Origin of the sequence: Methanoregula sp. (genome assembly GCF_049510175.1) — an archaeon.
In the GTDB taxonomy this organism is placed as follows: domain Archaea; phylum Halobacteriota; class Methanomicrobia; order Methanomicrobiales; family Methanospirillaceae; genus Methanoregula.
The window spans coordinates 71117-83284 of sequence record NZ_JBEKZF010000006.1 but is presented as its reverse complement, the minus strand read 5'-3'; the positions used below and the strand labels follow the sequence as shown (position 1 = coordinate 83284).

The window sequence follows — 12168 nt, the reverse complement described above, 5'->3', positions numbered from 1 at the left end:
GCAGGAGACAGATCCGGAACATGGTTGCCCACCACCCTGCAGTACGATTGATCGCTTCACTTATCATCTGTCTGTCAGCAGGATATGCAGACCTGTATTTATTTCTCCCCTCTCTGACAGCATGGTTCGGATCCCTGCAGAAACCCTCGTTCGTGCCGTCCGTTACCGTCATCTACTACACGATCATCGCGATATCATTCCTGCTGGCATTCGGTCTGTACATTATCTGGAATTCAGCCGAGAAAAACCCGGAAGCCAGGCTCGCCGTATGGCTCTTTCTTTTCGGTCTCATCCTCAACGTGAGCTGGTTCTTTGTCTTTTTCTGGGTCAAGTCAGTATTTTTCAGCATGATAGTGATGGCCATACTGCTCGTCGTTGTTATCGCTGTCATGTTCCAGTCGCTGAGATCCGCGGTACTTGCGGATCTCTTCCTCGTCCCGTACCTTATTATTTTGATCATCGCCCTTTATGCCAATGTGATGATATACCTCATGAACCCGAAACTCCCGCTCCTGGGTTTTATCCTTTAAATACCCTGTGGAAATCCAGGCGTATCCCGATTTTTCTGGGAAGATGGCCTCATGCATGCCAGAACAACACGGGAAAACAATCAGAATACCTGCAAAAAAGGATAAATGAGAGAAAAATTAGAACCGGGGTTTCCGGTGCTTCGGGAGGCAGTCGCGGCAGTAAACCGGCCTGCCCTCAGTCGGCTTGAACGGAACTTCACATTCCTTTCCACAGTCCGAACAGGTTGTCTTTGTCATTTCGCGGGGTCCGAAATCTCTGGGCCCTCTGTTACCGCCAAAGTTATTTGATCCGTACATGATTCTTTCTCTAACAGTCTTGTTACAACTGTGACAAAATATTAGTGAGCAGAAGATAATAAATGCTGGTACCCTGCAGGATGCCTGATACAAAAAAAAGTTCAGAGATAATTATTCTTCCGCAGCCAGTCTGCCTGAGGGGGCAGGTACCGGTAAAGGATATCGCACTTCTCGTCCTGGAAACTCCACGGGATGATGATCACGATATCACCTTCCCGGATCCATGCCCGCTTCTTGATCTTGCCCTTGATCCTGCCCATGCGCTCAACGCCATCCTGACAGCGGACGCGGATGTGATTTGCCCCCATCATCAGTTCCGCGATGGCAAACTGCTCGTTCAACCTTTTTTTGGGCAGCCGCACACGGACAACCGGTGTCCCATCGGGATTGAACTCTCCCGTGCCGGCTGCACCTTCTGGTTTTTTTACGTGATTATTAATTAAAACAACTCCGGTGTAGTATAATAAGGGCGTGTAGCATGATGAAGGTATTGATAAAGGGATTCTCACCGCGGGACAACCATCTCTTTCTTGAAGGTATCAAGGAACCGGGAAAGAACCGCGTGCCGCGCCCGTGCACTATGCCGGGCCGTTTCTGTATACATCATGCCAGGTAATTTGAGTGAATACCTTTTTTAATGCCTTTAAAGTTATAGCATAGCCGGACGCCATGGTACCCGTGTTACAAAAACAAATACGAAATGTTTTATCTCATCTCTCCGCTTATCAACAGGTACGAGGAGCATAACCCTATTTACTGGTGATAATCTCAATCGGCACTATCCTGCAGGAGGATCCGGGTCACACTGACCTCCGGCAGGTCTCTGTACGGGTTTTGAGGATTCCATGGTGCTGTTCTCTATTCTCGAATTCTTCTGCCTTTTGTCCGCGTTTACTACCTGCGCCCTTGGATTTTTCGTATATGCAAAGAGTTCGGACTCACCGATCAACCGTCTCTTCCTTGCCTGCATGCTGGGAACGACTTACTGGGCAATAGGGGAATTTTTTTTCTGGCAGGCTGAAACGTATGACGGGGCCCTGATCTGGCTGAAGGTGAGCGCATTCTGGCCGGTTGTTATTGTACTGTCAGCCCATTTTGTACTTGCCTATACCGAACATCCCCTTGCACAACCGGGAAAGTCACGCCTTCTGCTCATCTGCCTCTATGTACCGGCAGTCATCTTCACCCTGCTGGGTCTTTTCACGGATATGGTCTATTTTGTGGTGAATAAGGCAGGTACCGGTTTTGTTTATACGCCTGACGTGACCGGCCCCGTCTACCCGGTGGAATGTATTTTCATCGTCATGGTTATGCTCTGTGCAATCTTCGCCGGTTATTCAGCATGGAAGAAAGCTGACAGCGCGAAAAAACGCAGGCAGGTGAGGCTCATCTGTATCGCACTTGCGACCGCGATCGGCTTTGGTGCAATCTCCGGTATCATCCTCCCGCTCTTCCGGATATATACCCCCAATTTTATCTTCATCGGGCTCTTTCTGTTCTCGCTCATCATTACGTATGCCATCACCCGGTACGGACTCTTCACGCTGAGCCCGGAGACGGCTCTGCCGTATATCCTCCATACCATGCCCGACGGGTTTATTCTCATGGACATGGACGGCCGCATCATTACCGTGAATGCATCGGCTGCACGGATCTTCCGGGTGGAGGAGAAAAACACGTCCGGCCAACTGGCTTCGGAGTTGATACCCGAGCCGGCGTACGGTACTGTCATGACGATGATCCGTGAGCAGGGAACATTCCTGGATCTCGAAGCGGTCCTTGACCAGAAGGAGAATAAGGTAGTCAGCATTGCCGGTTCCCAGGTCCGGGACCCCGGGGGAGCACCTGCCGGGATTGTCCTCATCATCCGGGATATCAGCAGCCGGAAGAGGCAGGAGCGTGCGCTCCGGGTGGCCAACGAGAAGATCTCACTTTTGACCCACCTCACCAGCCATGATATCAACAACCTGGTTACCGGCTTATCCGGCTACCTGCTCCTGCTCGAGGCGATCAATACCAGCCCTCCCGGTGATGCCTATGTCCATAACGCTCTTGAAGTGGTCGACAAGATCAGCCGGCATCTCTGGTTCTCCAGTGAGTACCTGTATCTCGGAACATACCAGCCGGACTGGCAACCGCTTGCCATCGTCATGGCCCGTGCGGTGAACGATCTTCCTCACGAAGGAATTGAAATCACAACGCAGATCCCCCCGGCGGAGATCTATGCAGATCCGCTTTCCGGCAAAGTCATCTACAACCTGCTTGAGAATGCACTCCATCATGGGATGCACCTCACCACGATACACATAACTGCCAGTGAGGGCAAAAACGGGGACCTTGTCGTAGTATTCGAGGATAACGGGGTTGGAATTGCAGATGGGGAAAAAGAACATATTTTCCAGTATGGTGTCGGGAAGCATTCCGGACTCGGTCTTGCGTTCACCCGGGATATCCTGGGGGTGACCGGTATCACCATCGCTGAAACCGGGACCCCGGGAAAAGGTGCCCGGTTCGAGCTCCATATTCCTCCTGCAGCATGGAGACGCACCTGATCTGCGGGATTCCCTCCTCGTTACAGGTCCATGGGGCTGGTGATACCAGAAGGGGAGTTTCTGCTCCTCCTGATTGCCGCTTCAAATTGATAGGCTTACCTGTTGGATCCTTTTCAGTACGTACTTAATTCATCACATGCAATAATACGTAGGTGAAACCATGTCGAAACGGGCTGTCGATATGACCTTCCAGGCACTCTATACGCTGACGGACATCCGGGTACTGCTCCGGGAAACCGCACCTTCCCACGAGTTCGATAAGGACCAGCGGGTACAGGCAGAGAGGCTCCTGGAGAATCTCGAACGGCAGGTCGGGTCCTTAAAGCAGGAGATGCTGAAATGAAATGCGGGAACGGGATCGAGGCCCGGCAGGTAAATGAACTCTTCATCAACATCGATCCCATCCAGGCCGGAGGAAGGCTCACGGCCGATGCAATGAAAGCGGTCGTGGCGTACGGGGACGGGTACTCCGTCTGCGACAACTGCCGCAAGCCCAACCGGCTCGATTATATCAGCAAGCCACCGATCGCCCAGTTCCATAAGGATGTCGCTGCATGGCTCAACATGGATGCCATGAGGACCGTGCCCGGGGCACGGCGCGGGTTCCAGGCTGTGGCCCAGACCTATGTGGGCAAAGGCGAACCGGTCCTCCTCACTTCGCTCTCGCACTACACGGAGTTCCTTGCAATCGAGGAGGCCGGGGGAATTGCCCGGGAGATCCCTGCTGACGGGCACAAGCTTGTCACACCGGATGCAGCAGCAACAAAGATTGAGGAAGTCAAACGTGAATTCGGAAGGCCGCCGGTCCTTGCCTTCATCGACCATGTCGATTACCAGTACGGCAACATGCACGATGTTGCTGGCATTGCAAAGGTGGCACACCAGTACGATATCCCGGTACTCTATAACGGGGCGTATACGGTTGGGATCCTTCCGGTTGACGGCAAGGCGCTGGGGGTCGATTTCGTGGCAGGTTCCGGGCACAAGAGCATGGCAGCCCCTGCACCATCCGGTATACTCGCAGCAACTGCTGAACGTGCCTCTGAGGTTTTTCGCACAACTTCAATTATCGGCGATGTTACCCAGAGGAAATTCGGGATCAAGGAGCCGGAGATGATGGGGTGCACGCTGATGGGCGCGACGCTTGTCGGGATGATGGCATCATTCCCGCACGTAAAGGAGCGGGTAAAACATTTCGACCGTGAACTGGAGAACCAACGCATCGTGATGGATGCTCTCCTCTCCATTGAAGGAACGAAGTGCCTCTCGGAATACCCAAGAAAGCACACGATGACCCGGATCGATACGACGGCGTCGTTTGACAAGGTTGCAGAGACCCACAAAAAACGGGGATACTACCTCTCATCCGCTCTTGAAGAACACGGGATCACCGGTGTGATCCCCGGGGCAACCAAGGTCTGGAAATTCAATACGTACGGCACAACAAAGAAGCAGGCTCTGCACCTCGCGGGTGCGTTTGTTGCGATTGCCCGCGAGAACGGGATCGCAATAAAGGAATAATTTTTCAAGCATGTCTCTTGAGAAACTTTTCGGAATTTCTGATCGGGTTCTGGCAGCAGTACCGCAAATCTGGTATCCGTTCATGTCATAAATAACCGAACAGGAGAATATTCTTGCCACCAGGAAAGACTAAAAAATTGAAAACATTATCTGCAACATTCGCCATGCTGTGAGAGATCCAGCCCGACATACTCTTCTTCCTCGCTTACCCGGAGCCCTAAGGTCCTGTCAATGGCAATAGCGATCACATAGGTAACGATAAACGCGTAAACGGTCACAACAACAGCCCCGATTACGTTTGCCGTGAACAGGTGAATATTTCCTTCGAGCAGCCCGGAATAGCTGCAGACAGCAGTCGTGGCAAAAATCCCGGTAAAAATCGTTCCCATAAACCCACCTACACCGTGCACCGCCCATGCATCGAGGCTCTCATCCATGCCGCTTTTAATCCTCCAGAGCATCGCTTTGTAACAGACGATCCCGGCGATCGCTCCGATAAGGACTGCGGTTAACGGAGTGACATACCCGGCAGCAGGGGTAATCGTCCCAAGGCCTGCCACTGCTCCCGTGACCATTCCCAGAGAGCTCGGCTTGCCATAGTACCAGCTGATCGCCATCCATGACAGTGCGCCTGCCGCTGCAGCAGTATTGGTCACGACAATCGCGTTGACTGCGATACTGTTAGCCGCGAGAGCGCTGCCGCCATTGAACCCGAACCATCCGAACCAGAGAAGCCCCGCGCCAAGCAGGGTCATCGGGATGTTATGGGGCTCGAGAGAGTACTGGCCGTATCCTGCCCGCTTGCCTATGGCAAGTGCAATGGCGAGTGCCGCGAACCCGGCGCTGATATGGACCACCATTCCTCCGGCAAAATCAATGGCTCCCAGTGAAGCCAGCCAGCCTCCTCCCCAGACCCAATGGCAGATCGGATCATACACAAGCGTTGTCCAAAGCAGGGAGAAGATGATAAATGAACTGAGCTTGACCCGCTCTGCCAGCCCTGACGTGACGATGGCAACCGTTACTGCTGCAAATGTCATCTGGAATATCATGAACAGGAGCGGGGGATACCCTGCCTCACCAGTATTCATACTCACGCCATTCAGGCCGAGATACTGTAAATTCCCCAGCATACCGGATATATCGCTACCGAATGCCAGTGAGTAGCCGAGCAGTATCCACTGGATGCTGACCAGGGCAAATGCGATAAAAGAGAGGGAAATCATCGAAATGAAGTTCTTCTTACGAACAAGCCCCCCGTAGAAGAAACCTACACCGGGGGTCATCAGCATCACCAGCGCTGTTGCGGTGATGAGCCATGCAATGGTGGAACTACTATCCGCTACCATGAAACTCTTCCTCAGTACCAATCGACTCTGATGTCATTCCGCCGGAAAATCCTCTCTTGTCACTCTGCCGGAAAGGATGCCGTGGATTTTGACAAAACCGGTTATCCGGTACGATATGTTACTAGATAAATTAGAAGGAAACCAATTTCCAGGTTATTTAAAATATTTTATTATTGCCAACGCCCCCCTTTCGGAAAAAAGTTTTTGATATGGTGCATCGTGTACGGCAGGTAGTTTCATTAACCGACATGCCCTACGATCCGATGATCCGCATCGGGTACGTCGGGCAAATCTGGTTTCCGTCACGGATGTAATGGCATAATGCTTGAAAAACTGGACCTGACCAGAACGGTTGATGACAAGACGTTCAACGAGTCTCTGGCCGGCTACAAGGAGCGCCTGAGTGTTCTCCAGCGAATGCTCCGCGATCAGAAGATCCCTGCGATCATTGTTATCGAAGGCTGGAATGCATCCGGCATCACTATGTCTACGCAGGCAATCATCCAGTCGCTCGATCCCCGCGGGTTCACCCTTCACTCGATCGACCGCCCTACTGAAGAAGAGCAGATGCGCCCGTTCCTGTGGCGGTTCTGGATACGAACCCCGTCTCGCGGGCGTATTGCCCTGTTTGCCCGGAGCTGGTATACCCGGGCATTGTCTGACGAGATGCAGAAACCCGCATGGAAGAAGTCACTTGCCAAAAAGATCCGGTCAATTAATAATTTCGAGCGCCAGCTTTCCGATGACGGTACCGTCATCGTGAAATTATTCCTGCATATCAGCAGGGAAGAACAGAAAAACCGGCTCGAAGAACGCGAACGCAATCCTCTCACGGCATGGCTCGTGACCCCGTCGATATGGCATGTCCACCACCACTATGATGAATCGCTGCCGGTCATCGATGATTTTATCGAGAAGACCAGTACCGGGTATGCCCCGTGGAACGTGATAGAGGCAACCGACCGGAAATACACGATCCTCAACGTCTATTCAACTCTTGTAAAAAACCTTGAAAAAGCGGTTGAGGGCGCAAAGGAAGTAAAACCAAAAAAAGGAAAGCCAAAAGAGCTGGTCAAGCCAAAAAAGAGCCCGGTCAAGCGGAGTTCTACTCCGGAAGAAACTCGTTCCAAAGAGGATTACCAGCAGACGCTCGCCTCCCTCCAGATCGAGATGCTCGAGATGCACTATCTCCTCTTCAAACGGAAGATCCCCCTCATCATCCTGTACGAAGGCTGGGATGCGGCAGGAAAAGGGGGCAATATCACGCGGGTCGCACGGTACATGAACCCGCTGGGATATGATGTCTTCTCTATCACTGCACCGGACCCGGGAGAGAAAGAGCACCACTACCTCTGGCGGTTTATCCGGCAATACCCGAAAGCCGGTCATGTCGCCATTTATGACCGGAGCTGGTATGGGCGGGTCCTGGTCGAACGGGTCGAAGGGTTCTGTTCAGACGCGGAATGGCAGAGAGCATACCAGGAGATCAACGAGATGGAAGAAGAGTATATCACTTCCAGCGGGGGTGCAATGGTAAAGTTCTGGATGGAAGTCAGCAAGGATGAGCAGCGCAGGCGGTTCCAGCAGCGGGCGAGTGATCCTTTGAAGATCCACAAAATCACCGATGAAGACTGGCGGAACCGGGAAAAATGGGATTTGTACGATGAAGCCATCGATGAGATGCTTGCGCGGACAAGTACGTCCATCGCACCCTGGACGGTCATTGAATCCGATGATAAATGGTATGCCCGCGTCAAAGCGCTGACAACGATCATTGACAGTACACGGGCACTCCTCTGAACCAGGCCTTACCGTATCCCACGGTGGAGCCCCGCAGCCTTTGCCCACCCGATCGCCAGGGCATATTCTATGGAAGTAATTTTCCTTCCCGCGCCGCACTGGCTGATCTCGTACTTCTGGCAGAAGTCGTACGAAAGGTTGCAATGCGTGGCAAAGAGGGTGCCCGAACCATTACTCCTGGCAAGCGGTACATCCTCCCCAAAATGCGGGCCGGAACGCGCAATGACCGGCAGAAGACCAGTCCTGCAGAATCCCCTATCTCCAAAGAGACGGTTTACCCGGCACCCGTGAGGGCAGACCGTACACGGTTCCAGCAGTTCAAGGCCACGGGCTGCCCGATCGACAAGTTCCCCCTATTCACTCAAGCCCACAAAATTCCGGGAGATCGTGCTCCTGCATTGCCATCCGTTATCGGAACAGGGCTTGTAGACCGTAAAAGTATTTATGGTTAATTTTTCCGGGCATCTGCGGGAGGCACGTGCCGGATGATCTTCCCGTCACGTGCCGTCACACGTCCGAGTGAACCGGACGCATGTGCAACAAGACCGTCAATGTCCATCGTTTCCTCACATTCTTTTATCTCTTCAAGTGAGGCCTTCGTTGCAGGCATCCGGGGGACTGCGCGGCAGGCAAGATCACCCGGGTGTGCATCGAATGTCGCGATCTTCCGGGCGAGCGTGATCGTCTCCTCCTTGTCATAGGTAATGAGGGGGCGGAGCACGGGGACAGTAACCGCTTCGGAGATGACCGAGATGTTGGCAAGCGTCTGGGAAGCGACCTGGCCGAGGTTCTCGCCGGTCACCAGCGCCTGTGCCCCTTCCTTTTTCATCAGGAGTGCGGCCACCCGGTGCATGAACCGCTTGCAGATCACGCACCGGAGCCGCGGCGGGATGCGGAGACGTTGCATAACGTCGTACAACGGTTCACTGTCGGCAACGAGCATATGGATATCGCTACCGGGACACCAGCAGGAAAGTTTCCGGTGGTTGTCGATCGCAGCAGCAAGGACATCAGCCCCTGCCCATCTCCCGCCATCCATATGCAGATGTATGATCTCGCATCCCCGCTTCATGACAAGCCACGATGCCACGGGAGAGTCGATGCCGGACGAGAGGAGGACAAGGGCCCCTCCCTGCGTGCCCCACGGCAGACCCCCGGGCGCCGCGATGCGGGAATCGTATACGAGCCCCCCGAAGTCCCGGACTTCGATAAAAATCTCGTAATCCGGATGGTCGAGATCGACGGTAAGGCCCGGGATATGATCCCATATCGCAGAACCGATACAGGTCCCGAGCTCCTGGCTTGTCGGGCCAATCTTCTGCTGGCGTTTCACGCGGACGGCAAAACTCATTCCGGCGGACAGGTGTTCTGACGCAAGGGAGATCGCTTCCGAACAGAGTGCTTCAGGTGTACTGCCTGTCCTTGAGCAGATGCTTACGTCCACGACGCCAAATACCCGTGATACAATACCGGCAATCTTTTCCGGCTGGTCACCGTATATCAGGATGCGCCCGCGGGGGGTTTCACAGCGTGCGGCAAGTCCGTTAGCAGAGAGTGCATGCCGGATGTTCCTCAGGAGCATGCCGATGAAGTGGTGTTTTACCGGATCGCTTTTTAAAAAAAGCTCCCCGTATCTCACCATGACGAGATGTTCCCTGCTCCCCATGTCTGTGCTCGAGGCCGGTCCCATATTCTTTCCATATATTGAAGGTCAGGCATGATAACGATTGGTGGTAATCCATGCAGCTTTAATCCGGCAGGACGGAATTATTGGGGCTGCTGTCCTCACAGTTTTGGCTCCTGATGAAAAAATCCTTTAATAACGAGTGGGAATAGTGTACTGAAATGGCGAAGAAGGCGACAAAAAAAGCTGAAGAAGCGCCGCTCAAGTTGTTTTACATCTTTTACAACCAGGAGCGGTGGGACAACTGGTTAAAGACCCTCTCGGAAGCGAGTTTTGATGCAGACCCGAAAAGCGAGGAGATGCCGGAAGGGTTCCGGATCCTTGACGGATTTTCTGTTGACATCACCCTTGCCGTCCTCAAGATCATCAAGCTCTACCAGAACAAGCGGTTCACCCGGGATGAAACCCTTGACAAGATTTCCGCTGTTGAAGCGATTGTCATGTCTGCCGCTCCCAGGAGTGATCTCGAAGAACTTGTCGGGATCCTCCAGCTCCCAAAACTCGTGCTCTTTGCCGGCAGCCGCAAATATATCCAGGGCGATTTTGACAAGGATATAAAAACGCTGGTCAAAAAAGGCAGGGACCAGATTGAGAAGGATATGGAACTTGCACTGGAGACTGCATCCAATATCGGTGCCGCGGTCATTGACGGTGCCACCTGCTGCGGGAAATATGTCAAGGAAGACCTTGAGAACCCGACCCTCTTCGACGAATGGCTCATCGAATGCGAGCGCATGAACGAGGCCATGGCCTCCCTCAAGAACTTCGATGAGTCAACGGGAGACGACGAGTGATCGCTGACAGGGCACGGTTCCGTCTTGCAAAGAAACTCGAACGGCTTGCCGGCTATCGCCTTCCCGAGCTTGCGTTCTCGGGAAACATGCTCGAGACCCTGTGCTCCCGCCTCAACTATGATGCACTTGACTTTGCAGTGAGGGAACAGGTCCTCGTGTTTTTCAATGATTTCCTGCGCTGTGATTGCCGCGACTCCCCGCTCTGCGGCTGCCCCGAGAAAAAATTTGCACAGAAAGTGATCGAGCTGCGGGAGAACGGGCTCGATCACCGGCAAATTGCCTCGTTCCTCCTGGACGAGTACGGGATCGAGGTCTTTCCCACCGACATCCTCTCGTTCCTGGAGGAATCGGTGCACGTGCTTGAAGCCATGTCGGACGTGGCACGCCTGCAGGACAGGAACGATCTTGCAAAAAAGACCGGCGAGCACATCCGGCTCATCGAACGGTAACTCACGCGCTCATCAGCCCTCCTGATAACGTCTCGCGGGACTATGTTATCGCGCCTCTTTTTCATGGAGTGTCGCTTTTGCATGGCACTTCGGGCAACCGACCTTGACCGGTCGCCGGGACCGCTGGAGCGAAGAGAGCCGGCTTCCCATATATGTCCAGGTGTGACTGCAACGATGGCAGGTCACGCGACAGCTTGTGTACTGGCATTCCATGATCAGAGAACCGTACCGGTCACGTATTAAGCAGAGGCAGGCGGGGGTCGAAAGTGAATCAGGATTGTTTTTTAGATCGCATCGTTTTTCCTACGAGAACCGGCGGAAGAGAATGATAGGTGGCGTATCTTTCCATGAACCTGCAGAAGTATGTTGGTAAAAAGTATCACTCCTTATGGCCATGGACGAGAACGATAGTGATAGTCCGTTCACTCCCGGCAGAGAGTGCCTCCTGCATAAGGTGCTCGCAGGACGTTTCCACGTTCTCACCGTTCTGAATAACAATCTCCGCGATCCGCTCTTTTCGGACAAAGTCATGAAGGCCGCCTGAACTGAGGAGCAGGAAGAGATTCCGGATATTGACGGTCACAAAGTCTGACTTCTTCAGCATGTGAGGCTCACCGAGAGTGCGGGAGATCATGTCCACCCGCTTCCTCTCTTCACCGGGTTTCCGGGATAGAAAATCCGGAACTTCCGGCTGGCCGGATGCCGGATAATCCACGGGTACCCGGATCGTATCCGGGCTGATCAGGTAGGCATTCCCCTCGCCGGTATCGAGAATCGTGCAATTCAGGTTATCATCGATGAGACCGGCGCTCAGGTGTGTCGCATCCCTGATCTTCCCCGGGGTCTTCCCCACATGCGCATTGATCCGGGTCTCGCTTTCGTACACGGCGGCCTCCAGGACTGCTGCCGGTGACCCCTTCTGGCGCTGCACGGATTCCTTGAGGCTGGAAATTGCAACTCCGCTTGCGGAACCCGAACCGGGAAGATCTGACAGCCCCTCAGCTACCCCAAAGACATGATATTTCCCAATCTTTTCAGCACAGAAGGCGTCATTATTCTCTGCACTGACCCATCGATCAGACAGGGCGAAGAAATGTACCTGGGCCATAGTCTCTGGAGGGTTATGCAGGAAAATAATACTTGTGATGCAGCCAATCCGTAACCGGATCGGCGGCAAAGCGCAGGACCGGAA

14 protein-coding genes are annotated in these 12168 nt (G+C 53.4%); 8 read left to right on the top strand and 6 right to left on the bottom strand.

Features of this window, described 5'->3' with window-relative positions:
- Window positions 1-20: 20 nt before the first annotated feature.
- The gene (locus tag ABSG49_RS09300) at window positions 21-530 is read left to right on the top strand and encodes a TspO/MBR family protein (RefSeq protein ID WP_424025848.1); all 510 of its coding nucleotides are present in this window, start codon (window positions 21-23) and stop codon (window positions 528-530) included.
- Window positions 531-647: 117 nt separating this feature from the next.
- On the opposite strand, the gene ABSG49_RS09295 is transcribed toward ABSG49_RS09300, so the two are convergent.
- Entirely contained in the window at window positions 648-827 is a 180-nt protein-coding gene (locus tag ABSG49_RS09295) for a CxxC-x17-CxxC domain-containing protein (RefSeq protein WP_015285958.1), read from the bottom strand.
- Between the two features lie 101 nt (window positions 828-928).
- Window positions 929-1267 (bottom strand): translation initiation factor eIF-1A, encoded by a 339-nt coding sequence (eif1A, locus tag ABSG49_RS09290; RefSeq protein WP_424025911.1) that lies wholly within the window; start codon window positions 1265-1267, stop codon window positions 929-931.
- Window positions 1268-1672: 405 nt separating this feature from the next.
- Here eif1A and ABSG49_RS09285 point away from each other — a divergent pair, with 405 nt between their 5' ends.
- The 3 genes from ABSG49_RS09285 to pscS all read left to right on the top strand — a co-directional run bounded on the left by ABSG49_RS09285 (window position 1673) and on the right by pscS (window position 4900).
- Window positions 1673-3379: a histidine kinase N-terminal 7TM domain-containing protein gene (locus ABSG49_RS09285; RefSeq protein ID WP_424025847.1), complete on the top strand. Its 1707-nt coding sequence runs from the start codon at window positions 1673-1675 to the stop codon at window positions 3377-3379.
- Window positions 3380-3539: 160 nt separating this feature from the next.
- On the top strand, window positions 3540-3722 hold the full coding sequence (locus ABSG49_RS09280) for a hypothetical protein (protein ID WP_424025846.1): 183 nt from the start codon (window positions 3540-3542) through the stop codon (window positions 3720-3722).
- Window positions 3719-4900 (top strand): O-phospho-L-seryl-tRNA:Cys-tRNA synthase, encoded by a 1182-nt coding sequence (gene pscS / locus ABSG49_RS09275; RefSeq protein ID WP_424025845.1) that lies wholly within the window; start codon window positions 3719-3721, stop codon window positions 4898-4900. Before ABSG49_RS09280 ends, pscS begins: the two co-directional genes overlap by 4 nt.
- A 146-nt stretch (window positions 4901-5046) precedes the next feature.
- Here the strand turns inward: pscS and ABSG49_RS09270 are convergent, their stop codons facing one another.
- A complete protein-coding gene (locus ABSG49_RS09270) occupies window positions 5047-6249 on the bottom strand; it encodes an ammonium transporter (RefSeq protein WP_424025844.1) in 1203 nt (400 codons plus the stop codon).
- A gap of 321 nt (window positions 6250-6570) precedes the next feature.
- On the opposite strand from ABSG49_RS09270, the gene pap reads away from it, so the two are divergent.
- Together pap and ABSG49_RS09260 are read left to right on the top strand one after the other, a co-directional pair.
- Entirely contained in the window at window positions 6571-8049 is a 1479-nt protein-coding gene (gene pap, locus ABSG49_RS09265) for a polyphosphate:AMP phosphotransferase (RefSeq protein WP_424025843.1), read from the top strand.
- A 143-nt stretch (window positions 8050-8192) separates the two neighbouring features.
- Window positions 8193-8501 carry a hypothetical protein gene (locus ABSG49_RS09260; RefSeq protein WP_424025842.1) on the top strand — a complete coding sequence of 103 codons (309 nt, stop codon included), beginning with the start codon at window positions 8193-8195 and terminating at the stop codon, window positions 8499-8501.
- On the opposite strand, the gene thiI is transcribed toward ABSG49_RS09260, so the two are convergent.
- Window positions 8498-9739: a tRNA uracil 4-sulfurtransferase ThiI gene (thiI, locus tag ABSG49_RS09255; RefSeq protein WP_424025841.1), complete on the bottom strand. Its 1242-nt coding sequence runs from the start codon at window positions 9737-9739 to the stop codon at window positions 8498-8500. The two genes, ABSG49_RS09260 and thiI, sit on opposite strands and share 4 nt — an antisense overlap.
- Before the next feature lie 155 nt (window positions 9740-9894).
- On the opposite strand from thiI, the gene ABSG49_RS09250 reads away from it, so the two are divergent.
- Together ABSG49_RS09250 and ABSG49_RS09245 are read left to right on the top strand one after the other, a co-directional pair.
- Window positions 9895-10527, top strand: coding sequence for a DUF2150 family protein (locus tag ABSG49_RS09250; RefSeq protein ID WP_424025840.1), 633 nt, complete (start codon window positions 9895-9897; stop codon window positions 10525-10527).
- Window positions 10524-10976 carry a DUF5814 domain-containing protein gene (locus tag ABSG49_RS09245; protein WP_424025839.1) on the top strand — a complete coding sequence of 151 codons (453 nt, stop codon included), beginning with the start codon at window positions 10524-10526 and terminating at the stop codon, window positions 10974-10976. The genes ABSG49_RS09250 and ABSG49_RS09245 overlap by 4 nt, the downstream gene beginning before the upstream one ends.
- Window positions 10977-11021: 45 nt before the next feature.
- On the opposite strand, the gene ABSG49_RS09240 is transcribed toward ABSG49_RS09245, so the two are convergent.
- Window positions 11022-11189, bottom strand: coding sequence for a hypothetical protein (locus tag ABSG49_RS09240; RefSeq protein ID WP_424025838.1), 168 nt, complete (start codon window positions 11187-11189; stop codon window positions 11022-11024).
- 166 nt (window positions 11190-11355) lie between these two features.
- Window positions 11356-12084, bottom strand: coding sequence for a hypothetical protein (locus tag ABSG49_RS09235; protein ID WP_424025837.1), 729 nt, complete (start codon window positions 12082-12084; stop codon window positions 11356-11358).
- Window positions 12085-12168: the final 84 nt, after the last annotated feature.

Coding starts and splice junctions, on each gene's coding strand:
- ABSG49_RS09300 (WP_424025848.1), top strand. CDS start 21: ATGGTTGCCCACCACCCTGCAGTACGATTGATCGCTTCACTTATCATC.
- ABSG49_RS09295 (WP_015285958.1), bottom strand. CDS start 827: ATGTACGGATCAAATAACTTTGGCGGTAACAGAGGGCCCAGAGATTTC.
- ABSG49_RS09285 (WP_424025847.1), top strand. CDS start 1,673: ATGGTGCTGTTCTCTATTCTCGAATTCTTCTGCCTTTTGTCCGCGTTT.
- ABSG49_RS09280 (WP_424025846.1), top strand. CDS start 3,540: ATGTCGAAACGGGCTGTCGATATGACCTTCCAGGCACTCTATACGCTG.
- pscS (WP_424025845.1), top strand. CDS start 3,719: ATGAAATGCGGGAACGGGATCGAGGCCCGGCAGGTAAATGAACTCTTC.
- ABSG49_RS09270 (WP_424025844.1), bottom strand. CDS start 6,249: ATGGTAGCGGATAGTAGTTCCACCATTGCATGGCTCATCACCGCAACA.
- pap (WP_424025843.1), top strand. CDS start 6,571: ATGCTTGAAAAACTGGACCTGACCAGAACGGTTGATGACAAGACGTTC.
- ABSG49_RS09260 (WP_424025842.1), top strand. CDS start 8,193: ATGCGTGGCAAAGAGGGTGCCCGAACCATTACTCCTGGCAAGCGGTAC.
- thiI (WP_424025841.1), bottom strand. CDS start 9,739: ATGGGACCGGCCTCGAGCACAGACATGGGGAGCAGGGAACATCTCGTC.
- ABSG49_RS09250 (WP_424025840.1), top strand. CDS start 9,895: ATGGCGAAGAAGGCGACAAAAAAAGCTGAAGAAGCGCCGCTCAAGTTG.
- ABSG49_RS09240 (WP_424025838.1), bottom strand. CDS start 11,189: ATGGAATGCCAGTACACAAGCTGTCGCGTGACCTGCCATCGTTGCAGT.
- ABSG49_RS09235 (WP_424025837.1), bottom strand. CDS start 12,084: ATGGCCCAGGTACATTTCTTCGCCCTGTCTGATCGATGGGTCAGTGCA.